At 66.1% G+C, this 25,179-nt stretch carries 22 protein-coding genes; 3 read left to right on the top strand and 19 right to left on the bottom strand.

Going from position 1 to position 25,179, the window contains the following annotated elements; genetic code table 11:
• The 16 genes from nicT to D6M19_RS03020 all read right to left on the bottom strand — a co-directional run bounded on the left by nicT (nucleotide 1) and on the right by D6M19_RS03020 (nucleotide 17,642).
• On the bottom strand, nucleotides 1–1,098 hold the full coding sequence (nicT, locus tag D6M19_RS02945) for a Nickel transporter NicT (RefSeq protein WP_123023691.1): 1,098 nt from the start codon (nucleotides 1,096–1,098) through the stop codon (nucleotides 1–3).
• A 56-nt stretch (nucleotides 1,099–1,154) separates the two neighbouring features.
• Complete coding sequence (locus tag D6M19_RS02950) at nucleotides 1,155–1,499, bottom strand: ArsR/SmtB family transcription factor (RefSeq protein ID WP_234834676.1); 345 nt, start codon at nucleotides 1,497–1,499, stop codon at nucleotides 1,155–1,157.
• Nucleotides 1,500–1,559: 60 nt separating this feature from the next.
• On the bottom strand, nucleotides 1,560–2,399 hold the full coding sequence (locus D6M19_RS02955; RefSeq protein ID WP_123023692.1) for a class I SAM-dependent methyltransferase: 840 nt from the start codon (nucleotides 2,397–2,399) through the stop codon (nucleotides 1,560–1,562).
• A gap of 72 nt (nucleotides 2,400–2,471) precedes the next feature.
• A complete protein-coding gene (locus tag D6M19_RS02960; protein WP_234834677.1) occupies nucleotides 2,472–5,345 on the bottom strand; it encodes an ATP-binding protein in 2,874 nt (957 codons plus the stop codon).
• A gap of 55 nt (nucleotides 5,346–5,400) precedes the next feature.
• Nucleotides 5,401–5,976, bottom strand: a complete 576-nt coding sequence (locus tag D6M19_RS02965) for a hypothetical protein (protein WP_123023693.1) — start codon at nucleotides 5,974–5,976, stop codon at nucleotides 5,401–5,403.
• A 34-nt stretch (nucleotides 5,977–6,010) separates the two neighbouring features.
• Complete coding sequence (locus tag D6M19_RS02970) at nucleotides 6,011–6,577, bottom strand: hypothetical protein (protein ID WP_123023694.1); 567 nt, start codon at nucleotides 6,575–6,577, stop codon at nucleotides 6,011–6,013.
• Between the two features lie 133 nt (nucleotides 6,578–6,710).
• A complete protein-coding gene (locus D6M19_RS02975; protein ID WP_123023695.1) occupies nucleotides 6,711–7,433 on the bottom strand; it encodes a FadR/GntR family transcriptional regulator in 723 nt (240 codons plus the stop codon).
• A gap of 2 nt (nucleotides 7,434–7,435) precedes the next feature.
• Entirely contained in the window at nucleotides 7,436–8,209 is a 774-nt protein-coding gene (locus D6M19_RS02980) for a 3-oxoacyl-ACP reductase (RefSeq protein ID WP_123023696.1), read from the bottom strand.
• Entirely contained in the window at nucleotides 8,209–9,573 is a 1,365-nt protein-coding gene (locus tag D6M19_RS02985) for an aldehyde dehydrogenase family protein (protein ID WP_123023697.1), read from the bottom strand. Before D6M19_RS02985 ends, D6M19_RS02980 begins: the two co-directional genes overlap by 1 nt.
• Complete coding sequence (locus D6M19_RS02990; protein WP_123023698.1) at nucleotides 9,570–10,316, bottom strand: gamma-glutamyl-gamma-aminobutyrate hydrolase family protein; 747 nt, start codon at nucleotides 10,314–10,316, stop codon at nucleotides 9,570–9,572. The genes D6M19_RS02985 and D6M19_RS02990 overlap by 4 nt, the downstream gene beginning before the upstream one ends.
• The gene (locus tag D6M19_RS02995) at nucleotides 10,303–11,652 is read right to left on the bottom strand and encodes a glutamine synthetase family protein (protein ID WP_123023699.1); all 1,350 of its coding nucleotides are present in this window, start codon (nucleotides 11,650–11,652) and stop codon (nucleotides 10,303–10,305) included. The genes D6M19_RS02990 and D6M19_RS02995 overlap by 14 nt, the downstream gene beginning before the upstream one ends.
• 42 nt (nucleotides 11,653–11,694) lie before the next feature.
• A complete protein-coding gene (locus tag D6M19_RS03000; RefSeq protein ID WP_123023700.1) occupies nucleotides 11,695–12,435 on the bottom strand; it encodes a GntR family transcriptional regulator in 741 nt (246 codons plus the stop codon).
• Between the two features lie 9 nt (nucleotides 12,436–12,444).
• Nucleotides 12,445–13,140, bottom strand: a complete 696-nt coding sequence (locus D6M19_RS03005) for a beta/alpha barrel domain-containing protein (RefSeq protein WP_123023701.1) — start codon at nucleotides 13,138–13,140, stop codon at nucleotides 12,445–12,447.
• A gap of 10 nt (nucleotides 13,141–13,150) precedes the next feature.
• The gene (locus tag D6M19_RS03010) at nucleotides 13,151–14,500 is read right to left on the bottom strand and encodes an iron-containing alcohol dehydrogenase (RefSeq protein WP_164478310.1); all 1,350 of its coding nucleotides are present in this window, start codon (nucleotides 14,498–14,500) and stop codon (nucleotides 13,151–13,153) included.
• Nucleotides 14,497–15,966 carry a xylulokinase gene (locus D6M19_RS03015; protein WP_123023703.1) on the bottom strand — a complete coding sequence of 490 codons (1,470 nt, stop codon included), beginning with the start codon at nucleotides 15,964–15,966 and terminating at the stop codon, nucleotides 14,497–14,499. Before D6M19_RS03015 ends, D6M19_RS03010 begins: the two co-directional genes overlap by 4 nt.
• A 95-nt stretch (nucleotides 15,967–16,061) precedes the next feature.
• Nucleotides 16,062–17,642: an amino acid permease gene (locus D6M19_RS03020; RefSeq protein WP_123023704.1), complete on the bottom strand. Its 1,581-nt coding sequence runs from the start codon at nucleotides 17,640–17,642 to the stop codon at nucleotides 16,062–16,064.
• Nucleotides 17,643–17,838: 196 nt separating this feature from the next.
• Here D6M19_RS03020 and D6M19_RS03025 point away from each other — a divergent pair, with 196 nt between their 5' ends.
• Genes D6M19_RS03025 through ngg form a run of 3 tightly spaced genes read left to right on the top strand, consistent with a single transcriptional unit; the run spans nucleotide 17,839 to nucleotide 23,030 of the window.
• A complete protein-coding gene (locus D6M19_RS03025) occupies nucleotides 17,839–19,407 on the top strand; it encodes an amino acid permease (protein WP_123023705.1) in 1,569 nt (522 codons plus the stop codon).
• Between the two features lie 51 nt (nucleotides 19,408–19,458).
• A complete protein-coding gene (locus tag D6M19_RS03030; RefSeq protein WP_123023706.1) occupies nucleotides 19,459–21,264 on the top strand; it encodes an N-acetylglutaminylglutamine amidotransferase in 1,806 nt (601 codons plus the stop codon).
• Nucleotides 21,264–23,030 carry an N-acetylglutaminylglutamine synthetase gene (gene ngg / locus D6M19_RS03035; protein WP_123024100.1) on the top strand — a complete coding sequence of 589 codons (1,767 nt, stop codon included), beginning with the start codon at nucleotides 21,264–21,266 and terminating at the stop codon, nucleotides 23,028–23,030. The genes D6M19_RS03030 and ngg overlap by 1 nt, the downstream gene beginning before the upstream one ends.
• A 6-nt stretch (nucleotides 23,031–23,036) precedes the next feature.
• Here the strand turns inward: ngg and D6M19_RS03040 are convergent, their stop codons facing one another.
• The 3 genes from D6M19_RS03040 to D6M19_RS03050 all read right to left on the bottom strand — a co-directional run bounded on the left by D6M19_RS03040 (nucleotide 23,037) and on the right by D6M19_RS03050 (nucleotide 25,175).
• A complete protein-coding gene (locus tag D6M19_RS03040) occupies nucleotides 23,037–23,600 on the bottom strand; it encodes an alpha/beta fold hydrolase (protein ID WP_123023707.1) in 564 nt (187 codons plus the stop codon).
• Nucleotides 23,601–23,663: 63 nt separating this feature from the next.
• Nucleotides 23,664–24,335 carry a hypothetical protein gene (locus D6M19_RS03045; RefSeq protein ID WP_123023708.1) on the bottom strand — a complete coding sequence of 224 codons (672 nt, stop codon included), beginning with the start codon at nucleotides 24,333–24,335 and terminating at the stop codon, nucleotides 23,664–23,666.
• 39 nt (nucleotides 24,336–24,374) lie between these two features.
• Complete coding sequence (locus tag D6M19_RS03050; protein ID WP_206428434.1) at nucleotides 24,375–25,175, bottom strand: SDR family oxidoreductase; 801 nt, start codon at nucleotides 25,173–25,175, stop codon at nucleotides 24,375–24,377.
• Nucleotides 25,176–25,179 lie beyond the last annotated feature (4 nt).

Below are 25,179 nucleotides of genomic sequence, written 5' to 3' on the forward strand. Positions count from 1 at the left end.
TCACTCGACCGCTGGAGTCCAGCGCTTCTCGACCTGCCCGAACCGCCAAACCGCAACGGCGATCAACCATGCGGCGACGAAGAGCCCGACGATCATGAAGCCGACGAACTCGAGGTCCGCCGATCCGATCGCGGCCACCGGACCCGACTCGACGCCGAGGCGATCGGCCACAAGGCCTGCCAGCACGATGACGCCGATGACGAGCGCGACGACCACCGACAGCACGGTCACGGTCAGGTTGTAGTAGACCTTGCGGATCGGCTGCAGGAACGCCCACCCGTATGCCCTCGACATCAAGACGCCGTCGATCGCATCGAAAAGGCTCATACCGGCGGCGAACAACACGGGCAGCACAAGGATCGCGTACCAGGGCAACGTGAACGCCGCCGTCCCAGCGGCCAGCACCAGCAGCGCCACCTGGGTGGCCGTGTCGAAGCCGAGTCCCATGAGGAGCCCGACCGGATAGAGGTGCCACGGCTTGCTCACCCGACGCATGACCCTGGCGAAAAGACGGGCAAGGAACCCACGCTGTTGGAGTTGCCGTTCCAGTTCGGCCTCATCGAAGTCACCGCTGCGCATCCGCCGGAAGACCTTGGCGATGCCCACCGCCGCGAACAGGTTCGAAAGCCCGATCAGGATGAGGAACGTGCCCGCGACCAGGGAGCCGACCAAGCCCAGCGTCTGCAGCAGCGGTGAACCCTCGTCCTGCACCGGACCTACGATGGCGCGCACGCCGATCGCCAACAGGAACGCCAGCCCGAACACCACGCTGGAGTGGCCGAGCGAGAACCAGAAGCCCGCGGACACCGATCGGGTTCCCTCCCCGACCAGCTTGCGGGTGGTGTTGTCGATGACGGCGATGTGGTCGGCGTCGAACGCGTGCCGGACCCCAAGCAAGTAGGCCGTAACGCCGATTCCGACCCCGAATACTCCCGCGGACCCGAGCGTGATGTGTTGCGGTGCGACGCCGAAGATGAGTACACCCCAGCCGAAGACATGCAGCGCGAGGATGACGGCGCCCATCGAGGCGATCGTCGCCCAATCGGATCGGTCGAATCGGCTGGCAACTGGCGGTTCGGACTCCGTGACGACGCTCACCAGGCCGAGCCTAGGGCTGATTTCAACATCTGTCTAGATGAACAGATGTTCATGTGTCAGTCGTGTGCTTGTTCGGCGTGCTGGGCACCGATTCGGTGCAACAGTTCGTGGACGATCTCGTCCTCGAGCCGATAGCTGACCTCCCGGCCGACGCGGGTGGAACTCACCCAGCCCTGCTGCCGAAGCACCCGAAGCGCTTGGGAGACCGCGTTTTCGGAGCGCCCCAGCGCCGCGGCCAAATCGCCGACACAGATCCCGGGTGCCCGGTGCAGGCACAGCAGGATCTCCAGCCGGTTGGGATCGGACAGCAGGTCGAAGCGCAAGGTCCAGCCCGCGGTGTCGACGTCGGCCAGCGCCGATGACGCACGCTCCACCAGCACCTGCTTCACGGGCTTGTCCACTGGTGACAATGTAATCCAGCCGCAGGTAACCAGCGGCTGGATCACAGCGGTTGCTCGGGCTTACCCGGCGCTCTTCGTGCCGGTGACCAGAAGATATTCCGCGTGATAGGCGGTTTTACCCGGCTCTGCCGCTTTGTTCCACGCGGTGACGAATGCGAGGAAATCGCGGTCCAGGTCCGCCACCCGTTCTGGCTTGTCGGCGTTGAACTTGTACGCCGAGATCGTCGGGCCGTAGTTGCGCTTCCAGTACTCCCGGAACTCGAGCGGGCTCGGGCTGTGGTCGATGACGATCTCCTGGCGGCGCAGCTCGAGATTGGCCACCCGGTCGCCGAACAGCTCGCGCACATGGTCCTCATCGCCCCACAGCGGCGCCGGGCTGGCGCCGGGCAGTGGTGGCGGCGCGTAGGGCTTCATCGTCTTGAACAGGTTGCCGATGAAGCCCTGCGGCGTCCAGTTGATCAAGCCGATTCGTCCACCGGGACGGCACACCCGGATCAATTCGTCTGCGGCTGCCTGATGATGAGGCGCGAACATCACACCCACAGTGGACATCACGACGTCGTAGCTGTCATCGGCGAACGGCAGGGCCTCTGCATCGGCCTCCACCCACTCCAGGTCGACACCGCGCGCCGCGGCGATGCGGCGGCCCGCGTCGAAGAGCTCGGGGGTGAGGTCGCTCGCGGTGACGATGGCACCCGCCTCGGCGGCCGGGATGGCGGCGTTGCCCGAACCGGCCGCGATGTCGAGGACACGGTCGCCTGCCTGAATTCCGCATGCCCGGACGATCTCGGGGCCGAAGTCATCGATCAGCTCGGCCGCGACGGCCGGATAGTTTCCCGACGCCCACAGGGCACGGTGCTTCGCCTTGAGTTCACGGTCGGCGTCAGCGGTGGTGGTCATTGCAGGTGCTCCTTCAAGTCGGTGACTGACGCTCAAACGATGGGCCCACCGAGTTGAGTAACCCTTGTCCGATTATGAAATCCGCTGCTCAAGGGCCTGCCGGGCGAGCGCAACCGCTTCGGGCCCTGACAGGGTGTGGCCCTGGTCGGCTCCACCGCCGGCGCGTTGGCTGTCGGTGAGCGGGGAACCCTTGCCTTCGGCAACGAGCGCCCGATGCAGCGCGGCCGCCTCGCGGTGGGCGCCGACCCTCGCGAGAAACCGCGTCACATAGCGCAGGTTGAGCCACTGCTGGCTCCAGTCTCCGACTCGATCCCAATGGTCGATGACACCGATGAGGGCATCGGCCGCCGATGCGGTTTCGCCGTGCACGGCGCGGGTGGCCGCGGCCTCCATGAGCGCGATGCCATGCCACCAGAAGTTCTGCACCGAGGCGGCAAGGTCGGCCGCCTCATCGAACAGGACCAGCGCCCGTTCGGGCTCCGATTTCTTGCACACAAGGCCGAGCGCGTACCGCGCCATCGACCGAGCGGTGGGGTTGGCCGTCCGATCGGAAACCGCGACGGCCTCCTCCGCGGCGGCTACCCCGTCTTCGGGCACCCGCAGCGCGGCGTGACATATCGCCACGTAGAACAGCGTCCAGACGAGCCGGATCGGGTCGTCGTCGTCGCGGGCGCGCGCCATCTCCGCGTCGTAATACGTCAGCGCCGCATCCGCATCACCCTCGTACAGAGCCAGGTCTGCAAGTACGTCACCCGGGTACGCGACGCGGCCGCTGCCGCGGCCGGGGACACGCCCGTGCGCCGAACGCGCCAACCGGCGCGCCCGCTCGAACTGACCCTTGTTCCACGCCCCCCTTGCGGCGAACCCGACGGTGGCCGCGTAGAGCGGGTGGTCGGGTTCGGCCCGTTCGACCGTCCGCTCCGCCCAACCCGACGCCTCGTAACCGATTCGCAGATGCACGAATTCGGACAACGAGCTGACCAGTCGAAGCGCGGTCCCGACGTCGCCGTCGGCGATGACATGCTCGAATGCGACGCGCAGGTTGTCGTAATCGGGCAGCATCCGCTGGACCCAGGCACCCTCTTCTTGGCCGTGCATGCCGATCGCGGCACGCTCGGCGAGGTCTGTGTAGTACCCCGCATGCCGCGATGCCAGTTCATCGGCTATGCCGCTCTCCCGCAGCCGATCACGCCCGTATGCACGCAGCGTCTCCAGTAGGAAGTATCGCGATCCGGCGGGGCCGGTGCGCATCTTGACCATCGATTTGTCGAGGAGTCCCGTCACCACTTCCAGGGTGTCGTCATCCGTTTCGCCGTCCGCGCCGCAGACGCTGTGCGCTGCCTCGAGATCGAAGCCGCCAGCGAAAACCGACAGCCGGATGAACATCGCCTGCTCGGCTTCGGTGAGCAGGCGGTACGACCAGTCGATCGTTGCGATGAGGCTCTGCTGCCTTGGCAGCGCGTCCCGAGCGCCGCCGCTGAGCAGTCGCAGCCGATCAAGTCGTCGTGCGACGTCGAGGCTGCTCATCGCCCGCATGCGGGCGGCGGCGAGTTCGATCGCCAACGGCAGGCCGTCGAGCCGTCGGCAGATCTCGGCGACCGCGCCGACGGGCTCACGGTCGAGGTCGAAATCAGGCCTGCCGGCCTTGGCCCGCTCGGCGAACAGCTCCGTGGCGTCCTCGACCGGCAACGCAGGAACCGGCAGGATCCGCTCGCCCTCCACACCGAGCGCTTCCCGACTTGTCGCCAGCACCACGACATCCGGACAGTGTCGAACGATCTGGTCGACGAGTCGCGCCGCTGCCGGTAGCACGTGCTCGCAGTTGTCCACGAGCAACAACATCTTGTGTATCCGGAGGAACTCGATCACCGTCGCCTCGATGCCGAGGCCGTGCTGCTGCTGCAGCCTCAGCACCGCGGCGACTGCGTGACCGACGGCCGAACCGTCGTCGAGCGGTGCGAGTTCGCAGAAGCATGCGCCGTCGTCGAACCGGCCCTCCATTCGGCTCGCCACCTCGAGGGCCAGCCGTGTCTTTCCGACACCTCCGACACCGGTCAGCGTCACAAGGGGGTTGTCACCGAGAGCGGCAGTGACGCTTGCGATGTCGCCCTCGCGCGCGACGAAACTCGTGATGCGCCGCGGCACCCCGATGCGCGGCCGAGTGGTGACCGAGACGCGAGGCGCGGGTGGCCAAACCTGATGTCCGGGATCGCCATCGAGGATCTGCTGGTGTACCTGACGCAGGGCGGGCCCCGGATCGGTGCCCAGCTCCTCGACGAGTCGTTCGCGCATGGCACGAAAGGTCTCGAGTGCGTCGGCCTGTCGGCCACAACGGAATTGGGCGAGCATCAGCTGCCCGGCCAGTCGTTCGTCGAGAGGATGATCGGCAGCCATCGCCGCGAGTTGCGCCAACAACTCCCCGTGTCGGCCGACTCGCAGGCCCGAGTCGTTGCGGTCGAAGATCACCGCGAGGTGCTCGGCCTCCAGCGCGGTCCGAACGTCGTTCACCCACGGGGTATCGAGCGACGCGAACGGAACGCCACGCCACATCGCCAGCGCCTTCTCGAACAGACCGTCGGCGTCGGCGGGATCCGTCGCGGCGCGCGCCTTGACGGTCAGCTCGCGGAAACAGTGCAGGTCGATCGACGACGGATCGGCGGTCAGCACATAACCGCCGGACTGCCGTGCGATCTGCACGCCGTGTTGCGCAATCACCTGCCGAAGCCGGGACAGATAGCCGGCAAGCGAATTTCGGGCGCGGTGCGGCAGCTCGTCGGACCAAACACGCTCGATCAGCTGGTCGGTCGGAACGGGTCGATTCACGTCGACGAGCAGAGCCAACAGAACACAGCGCTGACGGGCGGGGCCGATGTCGAGCCGTTGCCCATCGGCCCGCGCCTCCACGTCGCCGAGTATCCGGAACTCCACCGCCACGTCTACCAGCATGGCTGGTTCGAGCCGTCTGAACAGCGGATTTCATAATCGCGACGGTCGTGCTGCTCTAAGAGCAGCACCCGTCGCAGACTCCGTTCGCGGAGAACTCTTTCGTGATCTGCTGGCTGATTTGAGTTCTCGAACCGCCATCTGCGTCGATGAACTTCGCGGCCGCGTAGATCTCGTCGTGCTCCTCCGGCATCCAGTCGAATTGGCTGTTGTCCTCGTTGAGTGAATAGGCGGGAACCAGGAATTCGCGTTGGTACTCCAGGCCTGCAGGCCCGGCGCGAAGAAACCCGGCGCTATCGGTTTGCGCGTGCGGGACGTTGAGGTAGACAAGGCTTTCGTCGCCTTCATGACCGTTGCCGTCGTCGGCCTGCAGGTAGTACACCATCCCGCCCGGCTTGGCCGGGTTGTCGTCGATGTGGACGAGGTACCCGACGGCATCTGCTTGCGCCATCGGGAACACACCCCTGACCGTCGTCCGGTAGTAGCCCGGCTTTCCGAAGTCCGGGCACAGGAAGACTGTGGCGCCGCTCGGTTTGGGTGCCGCCGCCGCCACGGTGAGGCCGGTCGTCAACCCGAAAGCGGTTCCGGCCACGGCGGCGCCGGCCAGCGCTGTCGAAAGTTTCTTCGTGTTCATTGGATTTCCTGTCTTGATGTCGTTCGCGGTCTGGTTAGTGGCAGCAGCCGTCGCAGATTCCGGAGACCTCGAAGTTGCGGGTGATCGACTGGGTGACTGCGGGCCTTGTGCCGCCGTCGCCGTCTTTGAAGGTGACGACGGCATAGACCTCGTCGGTGTCGTCGTCGGACAGCGGCTGCTTGTAGTCCTCGTTGAAATTCGGCCGCGGAACGGCCATTTCGCGGCGGTACGCGAGCCCGCCAGGGTCGGCCTGCAGATAACCCTCACTGGTCGTCGCCGTCGCCGGGTAGAAGCCATAGCCGATATTGCGGTCGTTATTGCCCTCGTCGTCGGCCTTGAGCTCGACAATCAAGCCACCGGGCTGGTTGCCGTCGTTCATGTGGATGAGATACCCGGCAGCGTCGGCCTGCTGCATCGGGTAGACGCCCTTCACGCTGATCCGGTAACTGCTGGGGTTGCCGACGTCCTGACAGATGTAGAGCATCGCGCCGTCGGTTTGGGTGGGCGCGGCCGCGGCCAAGCCGACGCCGACGGTCATCCCGAGTGCGGTGCCGACGACGGCGGCACCCCCGAGCTTCGTCGCCAACTTTTTCGTGTTCATAGGAGTCCTTTTCTCGGTGTCGCGAAACGGGGTGTTCCGCGGTTGCGAGATCAGATTCGACGAACAACGCGCCGCAGCCATCGGGAGGACTTCCCTATGTTTGGCCGGGGACGGCCTCGCGCGCTCTAGGTATTCAGTCCAGGAAGCCGTGCAGAAGCGCTTCCGAGCCTGCGACGTGCGCCAGCATCGTGGCGGCGGCACCGTCGCAATCGCCTGCCAGGATCGCCATAGTGATCGCCTCGTGCTGCTCGTCGGAATGCGCGATGTTGCGCGCCAACAGCGGGATCTGGTCGAGCAGCCCGTTGACGCGCATCCGGTTCTCGGCCACCAGGGTCACCAGCGACGGCGACCCGGCCGCCTCGGCGACGGCCAGATGAAAACGCGAGTCCAACCGCCGGTAGTCGGCTGCAGGCGCCCCCCGCACGTCCGTCATCCGAGCCCACAGAACCTCACGCTCGGCGGCGGTCAGTGTTCGACTTGCCGCCATTCTCGCCGCACCCACCTCGAGCACTTCCCGCAGCCGCAACGCGTCGTCGATGTCTGCGCGGGTCACGCGAGAGGTGTCGCCGGTGTGTGTCGGAAGCGGCTCGGCCAGGAACGTGCCGCCGTAACGGCCGCGCCGCGATACCAGGTAGCCGGCGTCGGACAGCGATTTGATCGCTTCGCGCACCGTGTCGCGGCTGACGCCGAGCCGGGTCGCCAATTCGCGTTCGGGCGGCAACGACTCACCCGGTTGCAGGACCCCGAGCCGGATCGTCTGCAACAGCCGACCGACGGTGTCCTCGAAGGCATTCCCCGGCCGCACCGGGCGAAGCAGTGCTTCGCCTGCGAGCGGAACGTCCGGGGTGGCCGACATGACTAGAGCGGAGTCACGTAGGCCGAGCTGATGCCGCCGTCCACCAGGAAGGTGGAACCGGTGATGAACGATGCATCGTCGCTGGCGAGAAACGCCACCGCGGCGGCCAATTCGTCCGGCTCGGCGAACCTACCCATGGGGACGTGTACGAGCCTGCGTGCGGCCCGCTCGGGATCCTTGGCGAAAAGCTCCTGTAGCAGAGGCGTATTCACGGGGCCGGGGCACAGCGCATTGACCCGGATGCCCTGCCGCGCGAACTGCACACCGAGCTCACGTGACATCGCCAGCACACCTCCCTTCGACGCGGTGTAGCTGATCTGCGAGGTCGCCGAACCCATCACCGCGACGAACGACGCTGTGTTGATGATGGAGCCCTTCTGCTGCGGGACCATGTGCCGCAGCGCGGCCTTACAGCACAGGTACACCGACTTCAGGTTGATGTCCTGCACCCGCTGCCATGCATCGAGTTCGGTGTTCTCGATCAGATCATCCTCGGGCGGCGAGATGCCCGCGTTGTTGAATGCGATATCCACCGACCCGTATGTCTTTGCGGCGGTGTCGAACAGCGCATCGACCGCAACCTGGTCGGAGACGTCGACGGGGACGAACAAGCCCTCGAGTTCGTTGGCTACATCCTTGCCGGTGGCAGGGTCGATATCCCCGATGACGATCGTGGCGCCCTCGGACCGCATCCGCTTGGCGGTCGCCAACCCGATGCCGCTGGCGCCGCCGGTGATGACGGCGACCTTGTCCGCCAGTCGCTGGGTAAGGTCCACTAGCTCTCTCCGATCGCGAAGAAGACGTTCTTGGTTTCCGTGAAATGTAGTGGCGCATCAGGGCCGAGCTCGCGCCCCAGCCCGGACTGCTTGAAGCCGCCGAACGGCGTGTTGAAGCGCACCGACGAGTGCGAGTTCACCGACAGGTTGCCCGATTCCACCGCCCGGGACACCCGCACCGCCCGCGACAGGTTGTCGGTCCAGATCGAGCCGGACAGGCCGTATTCGGAGTCGTTGGCCAGGGCGATGGCGTCGGCTTCGTCGTCGAAGGGCAGCACCGTGACGACGGGTCCGAAGATTTCCTCTGTCACGGTGCGGTCGGTGCGCTGCGGCGTCAACACCGTTGGCGGGAACCAGTATCCGGGGCCGCTCGGCGCGCTGCCGCGGAACGCGACGGGCGCATCGTCGGGCACATAGGCGGCCACCGAATCGCGGTGCGATGCGGACACCAACGGTCCCATCTCGGTGTCCTTCGACGTCGGATCGCCGACGACGACGCCCTTCACCGCGGGCTCGAACATCTCCATGAACCGGTCGTAGACGTTGCGCTGCACCAGGATTCGGCTACGCGCGCAGCAATCCTGGCCTGCGTTGTCGAACACGCCGTAGGGCGCGGTGGCCGCCGCCCGTTCCAGGTCGCAGTCGTCGAAGACGACATTGGCGCTTTTGCCGCCGAGTTCCAGCGTCACCCGCTTGATCTGCTTGGCGGCGCCGGCCATCACACCGATGCCGACCTCGGTCGAGCCGGTGAAGACGATCTTGCGAACGTCCGGGTGAGTGACGAAGCGCTCGCCGATCACCGACCCCTTGCCTGGCAACACCTGGAACAGGTCCTCCGGCAGCCCGGCATCGGTTGCCAGCTCCCCCAACCGGATCGTGGTGAGCGGCGTCCACTCGGCCGGCTTCACCAGTACGGCGTTGCCCGCGGCCAGCGCGGGCGCGAAACCCCACGACGCGATCGTCATCGGGAAGTTCCACGGCGTGATCACACCGACGACGCCCAGTGGCTCGTTGAAGGTGACGTCCAGTCCCCCTGCAACGGGAATCTGCTTGCCGGACATGCGTTCCGGGCCGGCGGAGTAGAACTGCAGCACGTCGCGGACGTGCCCGGCCTCCCATTGGGCATTGCCGATGGGGTGGCCGGAGTTGGCCACCTCGAGCGCCGCGAGCTCGTCGACATGCGCATCGACGACGGACGCGAATGCCCGAAGCGCGGCCGCCCGGTCGCCGGGTGGCAGTGCCGCCCACTTTCGTTGCGCGGCTTTGGCGCGGGCTACCGCGTCGTCGACACCCGCCTCATCAACCCGTTCGACAGTTCGCAACTCCTGCTCCGTGGCGGGGTTGATCAGAGTGGACGTGCTCAAGCGCTTACCTTTCCTGTCGCATAGTCAGCGGCGGCATGCACCACCGCGATGAACAGCCGAATATCGTCGAGGCGCTCCTCGGGGTGCCACTGCACGGCCAGAACGAAGTTCTCCCCCGGTATCTCGACGGCCTCGATCACCCCGTCGGAGTCCTGCGCACAGATGACAAGGCCCTCACCGAGTAGATCGATGGCCTGGTGGTGGTAGCACTGTGCATCCGATGATTCGCCGATCAGCCCCGCGAGCCGGCTGTTGGGCACCGTGTGCACCGACGAGGTGGAGAACACCGCGTTACCCAGCTGGTGTCGGGTGTGCCCGATGACGTCGGGCAGGTGTTGATGCAGCGTGCCGCCGAGCGCCACGTTGATCACCTGCGCGCCGCGGCAAATGCCCAGTACCGGCATGCCGCGCCGGATCGCCCCGCGGACCAGCGCGATCTCCCACGCGTCGCGGTCCTGATTGGCTTGGACGGGTTCGTCGGTCTCCGGATGGCGCTGCTGACCATAGGCGGCCGGGTCCATATCCCGGCCGCCGGTGATGATCAGGCCGTCCAGCCCGTCGAGTACTCGGTCGGGCGCATCGATGGGTTGCGGCGGCAGCAGCACGGCGGTCCCGCCTGCGAGGTTGACACCCTCCATGTAGATGGCGGGCAGAAACGTTGCATGCACATCCCAGATCCCTGACTGCGCCTGTTGCAGGTAGGTGGTCAGACCCAGAAGCGGTCTCGGGTCAAAGCCGCTCAAAGCCGCGCACCCTTTCCCAGTCGGTGACCGCCGCGTTGAACGCACTGAGCTCGATGGCCGCGTTGTTGAGATAGTGCTCGACGACCTCTTCACCGAATGCCTCGCGCGCCACGGTCGACTTGCCGAACAGCTCGGCGGCCTCGGTCAGCGTGGTCGGCAGACACTCCGCTCCGCTGGTATAGGCGTTGCCCACCATCGCATCCGACAGTTCGAGCCCCTGCTCGATGCCGTGCAGGCCGCCGGCGATCAACGCCGACACCGCCAGATACTGGTTGACGTCGCCACCCGGCGCACGGCATTCAACCCGCATGCCGTGGCCGTGTCCGACCACCCGCATGGCGCATGTCCGGTTGTCCATGCCCCATGCGATCGCGGTCGGCGCGAAGCTGCCTTCGACGAATCGCTTGTAGGAGTTGATGTTCGGCGCGTAGAACAGTGTCATTTCGCGAAGCGTCGCGAGCTGGCCCGCTATGAAGCTGCGGAACATCGCCGACATACCGTCGGGCGCGTCCGAATCGGCGAACACGGCGCCGCCGTCGTCACCGCGCAGCGATATGTGGATATGGCAGCTGTTCCCTTCGCGCTCATCGAATTTCGCCATGAACGTCAGGCTCTTGCCGTGTTGGTCGGCGATCTCCTTGGCGCCGTTCTTGTAGATCGTGTGGTTGTCGCACGTCACGCGGGCGTGGTCGTAGCGAAATGCGATCTCCTGCTGCCCGAAGTTGCACTCGCCCTTGACGCCCTCGCAGTACATGCCCGCGCCGTCCATGCCGAGCCGGATGTCGCGAAGCAGCGGCTCCATCCGGGTCGATGCCAGCATCGCGTAGTCCACGTTGTAATCGGTGGCCGGTGTCAGCCCGCGGTACCCGGCCGCCCACGCCTCGCGGAAGGAGTCGTCGAAGACGATGAATTCGAGTTCGGTGCCCACGTAGGGCACCAGGCCCTTATCGGCCAACCGGGCGATCTGCTTGTTGAGGATGCTGCGCGGCGCCTGGGTCACCGGGTTGCCGTTGGTCCAGGACAGGTCGGCCATCACCAGCGCGGTGCCCGGCAGCCATGGCAGCAGGCGCAGCGTGGAGAAGTCCGGCGTCATCACCATGTCGCCGTAGCCGGTTTCCCAGCTCGACATCGCGTAGCCGTCGACGGTGTTCATGTCGACGTCGACCGCGAGCAGGTAGTTGCAGCATTCGGCCCCGTGGGCGGCGATGTCCTCGACGAACAATCGCGCCGCGACGCGTTTACCGGTCAACCGGCCCTGCATATCGCAGAACGCGACGATAACGGTGTCGATGTCACCAGCGGCGATCAACGATTCCAACTCGGTTTGCGACAGCATTCCAGTCACTCCCTAAAGGTAGGTCATCAGACCATTAGCTCGCTAGCGCAACGAGGAGATCGGTGCCGACTGGGCCTGCCGGTTGATGCGGATGTCGAACGCCTCGGAGACATGCCACTCCCGCGACAGCATGACCGGTGTTCCGTCGCGGTCGTAGTCGGTCTCCTCGATGTACAGCAGCGGCTTGCCACGCCGGACCCCAAGCACTTTCGCCGTGAAACTGGTGCTGGCGACGGCGTGCAGAGTGGCGGTCGCGTGGTCGGCGGCATGCCCGGACGAACTGAGCAGCGCGAACAGCGAGGGATCGAGGCTTTTCAGATCGAGGTCGGCTCTCAGCAGCCGGGCGGGGATGCGGTCACGTGAGTAGATCACGGGCTGCTCGTCGGCGGTTCGCACGCGTTCCACCGCGAGCACTTTTTCGCCCCTGCTGAGCTGTAGTGGCCCGTCGATCTTGCCGCCGTGCTCGAACGCCGCGTCGAGCACCCGCATCCCGGCGTGTGCCCCGGCGCTCTCGATCATGGCGAGATAACTCAGTGTCGAGTCCAGCCCGTGTGGCATGCGCCGACGCTCGGCGACATAGCTACCCGATCCACGTCGACGGGTGACGTAGCCGGCCTCCACGAGGCCACCCACCGCTTCTCGGACGGTCGCCCGGGAGACCCCGAATCGCTTCGACAGTTCACCCTCGGTTGGCAGCTTGGTGCCCGGCTGCAACTGCGAACTGGTTATCTCCTCCAGCAGCTCGTCGCGCAGCCGGTCGGCAAGCAAAGTCCGGCCAGGCATTTAACGAGCCTACGTGGTGCCCTGGGCTGCATCGGCCGCCGACGCAGTCTCCTCGAGGACCCGTCGAACCTGGTCTGCGATCGACGGGGCACCCGGCAGCAGGCCGTCGAAGATCGCGCTGCCGATCGTGTAGCCCCATGCGCCCGCCTCGCCGACGGCGATCGCCCTTTCGATGCTTGCGATGGACCCCGCAACGATCACCGGCCCGTTCGACTTCGCCGTCACCTCGCGGATCAGTTCGAGGACGTCGGCGGTCGGGTGCCGGTACGCGAGCAGGTCGAGCCCGCTGACGTGGTCGAGCGCCGTCAGCCGCTCGGCGTCCGCGGCGATCTCGTCGATCGAACCGAGCAACACGCTCGGGTGGTCGACGACACGGCCGGGGAACGGGCAGTACTTCACGCCGTCAGGCAGCATGCCCGCCGTCTCCGAGCCGTGGGTGCCGCCGAGCACCCAGTCGAATCCCGCCTGTGCCGCCGACCGCAGCGACGACATCTCGGCCTCCTTGCTGGTCGACACCACCTCGAGCATCACCTCGAAGCCGGCGTCGTGAGCGAGCGAGACCAGCTCACGCTGCTTGGCAAGGTCGGCTCCGACGTCCTTGAACCCGACGTAGCGCAGCCCGGTGTCGGCCAGTGTCGGCATGATCTCGGCCGCGTTGTCGACGGTGCGGTCGTCGTGGGTGAGCATGAACACAAAATGAGCCACTAGTCCTCCTTCATCCTTTTTCGGCGTCGGCCACGATCGACCGCGCCGTGTCGTCCGACCAGACGCCGAGTAGATCGGCGAGGTCGACGATCGAGATCCGTTCGCGCAGTAGGTGGGAATTGCGCAGCGCCCAGAACAGCAGGCCCTCGTCGTAGCCCGCGCCCAAGTCTTTGGCCCGCGTCGGCAGCCCGCTTGCGTGGCTCACCTCGTCGAACTGTTCGGGTGTCGGCAGCGTCAGCGTTGCCGTGAACCCGTCCCAGTCGGCGATCATCGCCTCGACGTCGGCCTGGTGTTCGAGCAGCCAGTTCCGCTTCGCCGAGTAACCCGTCCAGCACTCCTCGACGGTCTTGGCGCCGAGCTCTGCAAAGGCCAACTCCGTCGCATCGCGGCGCGACGGCTCGTCGGGCACCTGGATCTGTGCGCCTGAGGAGATCGCGCTGTCCACGAGCTGCCAAACCCGCAGCGCCAGCCGGGTTGCGACCGTCACCTGCATGCCGTGTGGCGCGCCAGGCGCCTGCCGTTGGGCCAGCGCCATCTCCAGCAGGTGCGACACCGCATGTTCGTTGCCAGAAGCGGGCGCCGTCGAGCCGACGATTCCCATCGAAAGGCCACTGCCCGCGAGCAGCCGGGCCAGATCTGCCAGCCCGCCGGGCTCGGCGTCCCGCGCGGCTTGCGCAAGCGAAGGCAGCGCGGGCATGGCGGCAAGCACCTGTTCGACGACCGCAGCGTCGTAGGCGGGGCCGTGGCCAAGCCAGGAGGCGAGTTGCCATTCGGCGACGGCGTTGGGCACCGTGGACAGGTCGCCGACGCCTGCGAGGTTCATCCGCGGCGGCGCCGCGGTGATGATGTCGGAGTCGGCGATGAGCATATCGGGCCACCGCGACACCACTGTGCGCTTGGCTCCCGCGATGACCAGCACGCTGCGGTCGGCGATGAAACCGTTGATGCTGCAGGCAGTTTGGACCGCGACATGTCGGCTACCGGTGCGCTGGGCGGCCACCTTGGCGATATCGGTGAGCGTGCCGGCACCCACGGAGATCAGCAGCCGCTGGGCACCGACCGCGTTCACCGCGCGTTCGACGGTGTCCTCGTCGGCCCGCACCATACCGGTGCCGAGCTGAATCACCGGGCAGCCGCCGAGCTGCTCGGCCAGCCGCTCCACGACTGGTATCTCACGTGCGCGGTACGGGCCGCCGTCGCTGATGATCACCGGCTCAGGCGTGCCCGGCATCGCGCGTACGTCCGCGATCGCGCCATCCAAAACCGAAGCACCGACCCGGATGTCGACGTCGGGCAGGTCGTGATGGCCGGCTTCGCGAAGGCCGGCGAGGATGTCGTTGGGCTCTGGAATGGTAGTCACGTGGCCAATGCCTCCTCGACGGCGTCGAACGCGGCCAGGTAGCGCCCGTATGCGTCGGCATACTGCCGTTGCGCTGCGGGGTCGGGATCGATCGAGTCCGGATCCAGTTGCACGGCAACCGATGCCGCCGAGAAGTCGACGAACACCCCGGCCCCGACGCCGGCCACCATGGCCGCGCCGACCGCGGTGGCCTCCTCGGTGAGGACGCGGCGGACCGGCCTGCCGAGCACGTCGGCCTTGATCGACGCCCACAGGTCGTCGCGCGCTCCGCCGCCGACGATCCGTACCTCGCCGTGACCGAGGCCGAGCGCATGGAGCCGGTCGACGATGTCGCGCAGCGCGTATGCGCATCCTTCGAGGACCGCCCGTGCGGCGTGTGCGGAGGTGTGATTCATGGCGAGGCCGAGGAATGCGCCGCGCATCGCATCGTTCCACCGCGGTGCGGTCGAGCCCGATAAGGCCGGCAGGAACAGCACGCCGTCACTGGCCGGTGGTGCTTCCCTTGCCCGCGTGAAGATCTCCCCCTGCGGCACCCCGAGCAGGTGGGCCAGCCACAGCGTGCTGCCGCCGCTGACGAATCCGGGGTTTTCGATCAACCATGAGCCGGGCACCGCGTGGCCGTGTGTCTCCACCACGCCGAGTGGATCGCGGACGGGTTCCGCGGCGACCGTCGTCACGGGTTCCGCGGTGCCGCTGACGTCGACGACCACGCCTGATTCGATGGCACCTGCGCCGACGGACGCGGCGTGTTCGTCTCCCGTGCCGACGACGACTGCACACGTGGAGGGCAGCCCGAGATCGGCGGCCACATCGGGTCGCAGGGTGCCCACCACGTCCGTCGACGGCCGCACGTCGGGCAGCATCGCCGGATCGACGCCCGCCGCCTCACACAGCGCAACGTCGAAGTCACCCTTGGCGACGTCGTAGACCATGGTCGACGACGCATTGGCGGCATCCTGAGCGTGCGAGCCCGAAAGATGATGCAGCACATAGGATCCGACGGGGGCGAGCATGGCGGCCCGCTGCCAGACCTGCGGCTCGTTGTCTCGGATCCACATCATCTTCGGCGCGCTGTGCGATGCATCGGCCACCAGCCCGGTGCGCTCGGCGAGCAGGTCGGAGCCCACCGCGGAGACCAGCTGGTCGCATTCCTTGGTGGCCCGCTTGTCCAGCCAGATGATCGCCGAGCGCAGCGGCGTGCCGTCGGCGTCGCAGGCGACGACTCCGTCGACCTGGCTACCGAGACCCATTGCGACAATCCGATCCGCCTGCACGCCTTCGACTGCGGCGCGAACGGCGTCGCGAAGGGCCGTGCAGTAGGTGAGCGGGTCCTGGTCGGCCCAGCCGTCGTGCTCGTGGGTCATGGTCAGCGACGCCGAGCCGGAGGCGACGACGTTACCGCCCTCGTCGACGATCACGGCCTTGATGCTCTGCGAGCCGACGTCGACTCCCAGGACCAGAGACACGACTCCCCCTCAAGTTGGCGGTGAAACCTGCAAACGGTACTGAAAGTGACGGCGTGCGGGGAGGATTGGGCGGTGATCCTCCCCGCCGGTCACGCCTATGGTGACCGAGTCGGCGGTTCGTCCACCACCACCGAGATCTCGGTGACGGAGACCGTACCGTACCCCTCTTCCTGCAGGTGCGCGCCGTGCTTTCCGTGCGACATGGCGAATTCCTCTTCAGGCGACAGCACCAGCTTGTGCCGTCCACGAATCGCGAAATAGATGATGCCGATGATGAAGTACACCAGCGTGCCGTAGACACCTGGCCGGTAGTCCTCGTTGAAGAACAGCGACACCAGCGCCACCAGCGCGATCGCACCGGCGATCGCGGCCCCCACGATGCCCACCGGGCTGCGGTACGGCCGCTCGATGTTCGGCAGCTTGCGGCGCAGCACGATGAACGCCAGGCACTGCATGAAATACGAGATCACCGCTCCGAACACGGCCATGTACAGCAGCGCGCCGACGATCTTGCCCGCAACGGCGCTCTCGCTCTGTCCGGCGAAGTAGATGACCAGCGACAGGACGTAGCCGATCACCGCACCGGCGATCAGCGCGACGTAGGGCGTGTTGCGGGTCGGGTGGGTGATCGACAGGCTCTGTGGGAAATAGCCTGCGCGCGATAGCGAGTACGTGTTTCGACCGTAGGCGTAGATGATCGTGAAGAAGCTGGCGATCAGACCGATCAGCGCGAGCAGACCGAGCAGCGAAGCCCCGACGCCCTCGCCGAAGACCGCCTTGAAGCCGTCGAAGAACGGCGTTGCCGACGTTCCGATCGCCGCGGCGCCGCCACCGACGCCCGTGTTCAGGAACAGGATTCCGATGGCGAAGAACATCAGCGTCGTCAGTCCCCAGATCGTCGCGCGGGGGATGTCCTTCTTCGGATCGTGGGACTCCTCGGCGGCCAACGGCAGTTCCTCGATCGCGAGGTAGAACCAGATCGCGAACGGTAGCGCGGGGAAGATTCCCGCGATTCCGTGTGGCAGGAAGCTGCTCTGCCCCTCGTCGGGCGGGATGTTGGTCAGCAGGCTGGCGTCGAAGGCTCCGCTGACGAGCACGGCGACGAAGAAGAACGCCAGCACCGCGAGCGCCGCGACGGTGATGATCACGGTGAACCGCATGGTGATCTCGATGCCGAGGATGTTGATGCCGACGAAGATGATGTAGTAGACGGCCCACCACAGCACCGGGCTGTTCCACCAGCCGTCGGCCCCGGTCAGGTCGAAAACGATGTCGTGGGAGAGGAATCCCATTGCGCCGACCACCACCGCCGGGGTGATCACGTACTCCATGTTCTCGGCAAGCCCGGTGATGAAGCCGCCCCACGGGCCCATCGCCGATCGCGAGAACGAATAGGCGCCGCCGGTGTGCGGCAGGGCAGGCGACATCTCGGCGATGGAAAAGCACAGCCCGTAGTACATGATCGTGATGACGATCCCGGCGATCAGCAGGCCGCCGAAGCCGCCTGCGTCGAGGCCGAGGTTCCATCCGTAGAAGTCACCGGAGATCACGGCGCCGACGCCGAGTGCCCACAGCGACCAGAAGGCGGCGTGACGACGCAGCTGCCGCTTTTCGAAATAGCCTTCGCCGGCTTCGGTATAGGTGACCGAACCTACTGCTCGGGTGTTCTCCGCCATCGCTCCTCCTCGGCTTCCGACTGGCTGCAGAGCACAAGTTGTCAGACAACTTGGAGAATAAACCTGGGCGGATGCGAGGTCAACGGCCTATCGTCAAGATTTACGCAACCGACACCGCCAAAGGTAGGACACCAGACCTTTGGAGCCTTATTGTGCCTATGCGAGTTCTGTTCCCCACCCCCGAAGGAGAATCGCCGTGCCAGAGGGCCACGAACACCTAGACGATGACGAGAGACATCTCGCCAGCCTCGGCTACGTCCAGGAGTTGTCGCGCTCCTGGTCTGGATTTTCCAACTTCGCGATCTCGTTCTCGATCATCTCGATCCTGGCGGGCTGCTTCACCTCATTCGGCCTCGGCTGGAACAACGGCGGGCCCGCGGCGATCGCCTGGGGCTGGCCCCTCGTCTCGATCTTCATCCTGATCATCGGGCTGTGCATGTCCGAGTTGGTGTCCGCATTTCCCACGTCTGGCGGAATCTACTGGTGGGCAGCGAAACTCGGTGGCCCCAAGGCGGGCTTCTACACCGGTTGGCTCAACCTGATCGGCTTGATCGCCATCCTGGCGTCGGTCGCATACGGTTGCGCGACGTTCCTTGACCTGACGCTCGGCACGTTCAGCGAGACGTGGCTGAACGGCTACAGCCTGACGCGGACATTCATCCTATTCGTGGTCATCCTGGCGATCTCGGCGGTCATCAACATCTTCTCCAGCCATCTGTTGGCAGTCATCAACAACATCTCGGTGTGGTGGCACGTGGCGGGTGCCGCAGCGGTGATCCTGATCCTGTGGCTCATCCCCGAGCAGCACGCGAGTTTCGGTGACGTCTTCGCCAAGACCATCAACAACAGCGGCATGTTCGGCGGCTCGACGTCGAGTTTTGGCTTCCTGTTCTTCTGCCTGCCGATCGCGGCGATCTTGACCCAGTACACGATCACCGGCTACGACGCATCGGCGCACCTCTCCGAGGAGACCAAGAGCGCGGCCGACGGCGCAGCCAAGGGCATCTGGCGGTCGATCTTCTACTCGGCGATCGGCGGCTGGATCCTCCTGCTGACGTTCCTCTTCGCCGTGCAGGACTCAGACGCGGTTTCGGCAGGTGGCGGCGCGGTGGTCACCATCTTCACCCAGGCGATGGACTCCAAGTGGGTCGCGATCGTCCTGTTCATCTCCACGGCAGGTCAGTTCTTCTGCACCACCGCTTGCCAGACCAGCGCGTCGCGCATGTTGTTCGCGTTCAGCCGCGACCGCGCCGTGCCGGGTCACCAGCTGTGGTCAGCGCTGAGCTCCAAGAAGATCCCCGCCAACGGCGTCATGATCACCGCAGTCCTTGCCGCGGTCATCACCTTGCCCGCTCTGGTCGAGGTCGACATCAACGGTGCGCCAGTCCCGATCGCGTTCTTCGCGGTGGTCTCGATCGGAGTCGTCGGGCTCTACCTGTGCTTCATGGTCCCGATCTACCTTCGCTGGCGGATGGGTGACGCCTTCCCCATCGGTAGATGGAATCTGCGGGGGCACCACAAGTGGATGGCGCCCGTCGCGATAGTCGAGATCATCGTCACCTCGATCATCGCGATGTTCCCGACCTCTCTTGGCGGCATGCCGTGGGACCCGAGCTTCGAGTGGAAGTTCGTCAACTACACCCCGTTGCTGGTGGGTGGCGTGTTGATCCTGCTCTACGTCTACTGGCACGTGTCGGTGAAGAACTGGTTCACCGGGCCGATCAAGCAGGTCGACGAGACCGGCGAGCTGGAGGGGGTGTCCTAGCCGGTTCGCCCCGACACGCTGGACGGAGCGCCACCCGGTAGGGTCGAATCGATGTGTGGAGCCACCGGCGAGGTGCGACTCGACGGCCGGACGCCCGATGTCGCGGCGGTGACGGCCATGGCAGAAGCCATGTCCCGTCGCGGTCCGGACGGCGCGGGCGTCTGGTCGCAGGGCAGGGTCGCACTCGGCCATCGACGCCTCAAGATCATCGACCTGTCCGAAGCGGGCGCGCAGCCGATGGTCGACAGCGACCTCGGCCTCGCCATCGCGTGGAACGGCTGCATCTACAACTACAAGGACCTGCGACGGGCACTGACCGGGCACGGCTACCGGTTCTTCTCGACCAGCGACACCGAGGTGCTGCTGAAGGCCTACCACCACTGGGGCGACCGCTTCGTCGAGCGGATGTACGGCATGTTCGCGTTCGCGATCGTCGAGCGCGACAGCGGTCGGGTCCTGCTTGGCCGCGACCGACTCGGCATCAAACCGCTCTACATCACCGAGGACGCCAACCGCGTGCGGTTCGCTTCGTCGCTGCCCGCGCTTGTAGCAGGCGGCGATGTCGATACCCGAATCGACCCGGTTGCGCTGCACCACTACCTCACGTTCCACTCCGTCGTGCCGCCCCCTCGGACGATCCTGCGCGGCGTCGCCAAGATCCCGCCCGCCACGCTCGTCGCGATCGAACCGGACGGCCGTCGCACCACCAGCACGTACTGGGCGCCCGACTTCAGCCGTCACGATGACCGCAAGGACTGGACCGAAAAGGACTGGGAGGAGGCGGTTCTCGCCTCGTTGCGCGTCGCGGTCGACCGCCGCATGGTGGCCGATGTGCCGGTGGGCGCTCTGCTGTCGGGCGGCGTCGACTCCAGCCTGATCGTCGGGCTGCTGGCCGAGGCGGGCCAGACCGGGCTGAAGACGTTCTCCATCGGCTTCGAGTCCGTCGGTGACGTCGAAGGCGACGAGTTCAAATGGTCGGACATCGTCGCCGACCGGTTCGGCACCGACCACCACCAGATCCGAATCGACACCGACCGGATGCTGCCCGCCCTCGATGGTGCGATAGGCGCGATGAGCGAGCCGATGGTCAGCCACGACTGCGTCGCCTTCTACCTGCTCAGCCAGGAGGTCGCCAAACACGTCAAGGTGGTGCAGTCGGGACAGGGCGCCGACGAGGTGTTCGCCGGGTACCACTGGTATCCCCCGATGGGCGAACCCGACGCCGCCTCCCTCGACGGGTCGGTGGCCGCCTACCGTGCCGCGTTCTTCGACCGCGACACCGCCGGCGTCCAGGCGCTGGCGGCAGCCGGCTATGTCGCCACCGACGACCCGAGCGGTCGGTTCGTCACCGAGCACTTCGCCCGACCGGGCGCCCAAAGCGGTGTCGACCGCGCACTGCGGCTGGACACCACCGTGATGCTGGTTGATGACCCCGTCAAGCGGGTAGACAACATGACCATGGCCTGGGGTTTAGAGGGTCGAGTGCCGTTTCTCGACCATGAACTCGTCGAGCTGGCCGCGACCTGTCCGCCGAATCTCAAGACCGCACATGGCGGCAAGGGTGTGCTCAAAGAGGCCGCGCGGCGGGTCATCCCATCGGAGGTCATCGATCGTCCGAAAGGCTACTTCCCGGTGCCCGCGCTCACCCATCTCGAAGGCCCGTATCTCGATATGGTTCGCGACGCGCTGTACGCGCCGGTCGCCAAGGAGCGCGGCCTGTTCGCACCCGATGCGGTCGACGGGCTGCTCGCCGACCCCAACGGTCGGCTGACCCCGCTGCGCGGCAACGAACTGTGGCAGATCGCGCTGCTGGAGCTGTGGCTGCAGAAGCACGGCATCTCGGGGCCCGCGGCGTGATGAGCACCAGCGCCGCCGAACGTCCAGAAGAGGCAATCACTCTCGGGCTGCACGACGCCTCTCCCCCACACATGGTCGACGCGATGGCCAACGACGTGGTGCTCGAACTCGGCTGGGGCCGACTGATTTTCGGCCAGACCTTCGCCGACGCCAACCACCTTGCGGAAGTGTTACGCGGAGAGGCGCATGGCCGGCGCGACATCTGCATCTACGCTCGCGAGTCACACGTCCTTGTCTCCCTTGCCCCCGCGGAACTGTTCATCGATCCGAGCCACACCTATCGGCTGCGATTCACCGAGGACGACGAGCCGGCGCCTTCGCCGTCCGGGTTCAGCATTCGACCGCTGGGCAGTCCCGACGACGCTGACACGATCAATCGCGTCTATGTGCGGTGCGGCATGGTGCCAGCGCCCGTCGACGTCATCTGGGACAACCAGCAGAACAACGACGCGGTGACGTATCTGATCGCCGTGCGCGACGACGACGGCAGCATCGTCGGTGCGGTGACGGGTGTCGACCACCAGAAGTTGTTCGCCGATCCGGAGAACGGTTCGAGCCTGTGGACACTGGCCGTCGACCCGACGTCGAGCCTGCCCGGTGTCGGGGCGGCGCTCACCCGCGCGCTCGCCGACGACTTCCGCGCACGCGGCCGTGCGTACATGGACCTCTCGGTGGCCTACGACAACACCGCGGCCATCAGCCTCTACGAGAAACTCGGCTTTCAACGGGTTCCGGTGCTGGCGGTCAAGCGAAAGAACGCGATCAACGAACCGCTGTTCACCCACGCACCCGAAACAGTCGACGACCTCAATCCGTATGCGCGGATCATCGCCGATGAAGCGATACGGCGCGGAATCTGGGTCGAGGTACTCGACGCCGAATCCGGTGAAATGCGGCTGTCGCACGGTGGCCGCAGCGTCGTCACCCGAGAGTCGTTGTCGGAGTACACCTCCGCGGTCGCGATGAGCCGCTGCGACGACAAGCGGCTGACCAGACGTTTGGTCGCCGAGGCCGGAATCGTCGTGCCGAAAGGCCGGCTGGCGACCTTCGACGAAGACGATCACGCGTTCGTCACGGAGGTCGGTGACGTCGTGGTGAAGCCGACAAGGGGCGAGCAGGGCAAGGGCATCACGGTCGGCGTGGACGGACGTGAGGAACTCGAGGCGGCGCTGACCCGGGCGCGCGAGCAACACCCGGAGGTGTTGATCGAACAGCGAGCGCCGGGCGACGATCTGCGGCTGGTGGTGATCGACGGCAAGGTGGTCGCGGCCGCGCTGCGCATTCCCGCCGAAGTCGTCGGCACCGGTCACCACACCGTGCGGGAGCTGATCGAGGTGCAGAGCAGGCGGCGCAGTGCGGCGACCGGCGGCGAATCTCGGATTCCCGTCGATGAGGTCACCGAGGCGACCGTCAAGGAGGCAGGCTGGTCATTCGATGACGTGCTGCCAGAAGGTGAGCGGCTGCGGGTGCGGCGGACGGCGAACCTGCACCAGGGCGGCACCATCCACGATGTCACCGCGGAGGTGAATCAGACGCTGTGCGACGTCGCGGTGACCGCCGCCGAAGCGATCGGCATCCCGGTCACCGGTATCGATCTGTTGGTGCCGGATGCCAAGGCGGCGGAATACGTCTTCATCGAGGCGAACGAGCGCCCGGGGCTGGCCAATCACGAGCCGCAACCGACCGCAAAGGCGTTCGTCAACTATCTGTTCCCCGGCACGCCTGCGGTGCCCCAGGCGTGGAGTCCTACCGAGGCGTCTGACTGAGCGCGTTCACCACGTGCTCGTGCGCATCACGATTTCGGCGGCCAACTGCGCGGTGGACTCCTGTGCATTTCGCCTGCCCAACAGCTCCACCAGCCGAAAGTCGCCGTAGACGTATCGCTGGCTTGCGCGCGCCACCGCGCGGGCGGCCGGCGTGCTGACCAACGCGGTGGTGTTCATTTCCACGGGTGGGCAATGCTCGTCGCGGATCACGCCGGACTGGTCGGCGACGCGCGGGTGACCGCGGTCGATCACCACCAGACCGATGAAGCGGTCGAGTCGGGTCGCGGCCAGCTCCCACGCCAGCTCACCGCCGATCCGATCGCCGACAAGCAGCCCCCACTGCACGTCGAGCATGTCCATGATGCCGACGACGGATTTCGCGGTCAGCCGCGGATCCGGGCCGACCACGATCGTCCGCAGCGACGCGGTGTGCAGGCGTTGGCAGACGGCGTCATACGCCGACGCCGCCTGCTGCGCGGCGCCAAGCAGCACCACGACGGACCCCTTGTCCGCGCCGGCAATATCGACAGGAACGGGGAAACCGTCGACGGTCACCATCGTCGAAGGCATTCGGTCACGCTACAGCCAGTCAGCAGTCGGCGGGCCGTTTTTGCGCTGGTCTTCACGTGTCAGTCAGCCGTTCCGCAGTCGCTCGGCCTGTTTGCCACTGATCTCCAGAAACGTCTGTGGCAGCGTGGCTTTGACGGTAATGGTCGGATTCGGTGTAGGAAACGCGATTCCGAAAACAGCCATCTGGTCCACGTTTTCGAACGAGAAGAACACGCTGCTCTCCACCCCGCTGAGGTCCATTGTCTGCTGGTAAACCAGCGCGTCGGGACGCGGGGTCGCCAGCCTGGTGGTGGTCATCGGGATGCCTTCCGACGACGGGTCGAAGAAGGTCTGGTAGCTGGCGCAGCGGTCCGCCGTCGCGGCGAGCTTGTCCAGATCCAGGTTCCACGTCAGCACGGTCATCACGATTCGCGCACCGTCGTAGGTGACGACGTATTTCGAAGCACTGCCCGCACCTCGTTCGGCCGCCGCGGCGATGACCCGCGTCAGCCCGTCAGCACACCCTTCGGGTCGGGACAGCATCGCGGGTGGGCCGCCTTCGCCGTCGGGCTGTCCCGGTTTCTCGATGAGTTGGTCGTATTGCACTCCCGGCGGGAAATCCGCGGCGGTCAGGATTGTCCTGTCCAGCTTTGCGCCGGGCCACGTCGCGGTTCCCGCGATTGTGTTCGCGCAACCGGCGACCAGCGTGACCATGAGTAGCGCCAACGCAGACGCCCGCACGTGCCGCCCGGTCATGAGGCCAGGCTACCTACGAACAGCGCCGGCGCGACGAACCTAGCGGCAGGTGTACCCACCGTCGACCGGCAGGGACACCCCGGTGATCATCGAGGCGTCGTCACTCAACAGGAAGGCGATGGGACCGGCGATCTCGTCCTCGGTGGCCCACCGGCCGAGCGGCATCTGCGCCAGGAACGCCGGGCCGATGTCGGGGCGTCCCCAGTAATAAGCGGACATGTCCGTCATGACCACGGTCGGATTGACGCTGTTCACTCGGATGTTGTGTTTGCCCAGTTCGAGCGCGCTCACCCGGGTGATGTTGTCCACCGCGGCCTTGGACGACCCGTAGGAGATATGTCCGGCCAGCGCCACAAGACTTGCTTGGCTCGAGACGTTGACGATCGATCCGCCACATCCGCGCTCGATCATCCCTGGCGTCACGTGCTTGATGACCAGCAGGCTTCCCCGTGCGTTGACGCTGATGACGCTGTCGAACACCGCGATATCCGTGTCTTGGGGCGTCGCGATCTCCCCTCCGAAACCGCCGCAGTTCACCACGCCCCACAGCTCCAGCCCTGACACGGCGGCACGGACCTCGTCTTCCGAAGAGAGGTCGAACGACACGGGCGCAGCGCCGGTCTCCTCGGCTAGCTCGGCGAGTCTCATGGCGTCGCGACCGCCCGCATAGACTGTCGCACCCTGGCCGATGAGACGTCGGACGGTGGCCGCTCCGATGCCGCCGGTCGCGCCGGTGACCAACACTGCGCGCTCGCTGAAATCACCCATGCGCTGCTCGCTTTCGACGTCGTTGTGAGCAGTGTCGGCCATCATCACACGCAGCGACACCGCCGGTGCCATTACC

The sequence above is a fragment of the Mycolicibacterium stellerae genome (assembly GCF_003719305.1).
In the GTDB taxonomy this organism is placed as follows: Bacteria; Actinomycetota; Actinomycetes; order Mycobacteriales; family Mycobacteriaceae; genus Mycobacterium; species Mycobacterium stellerae.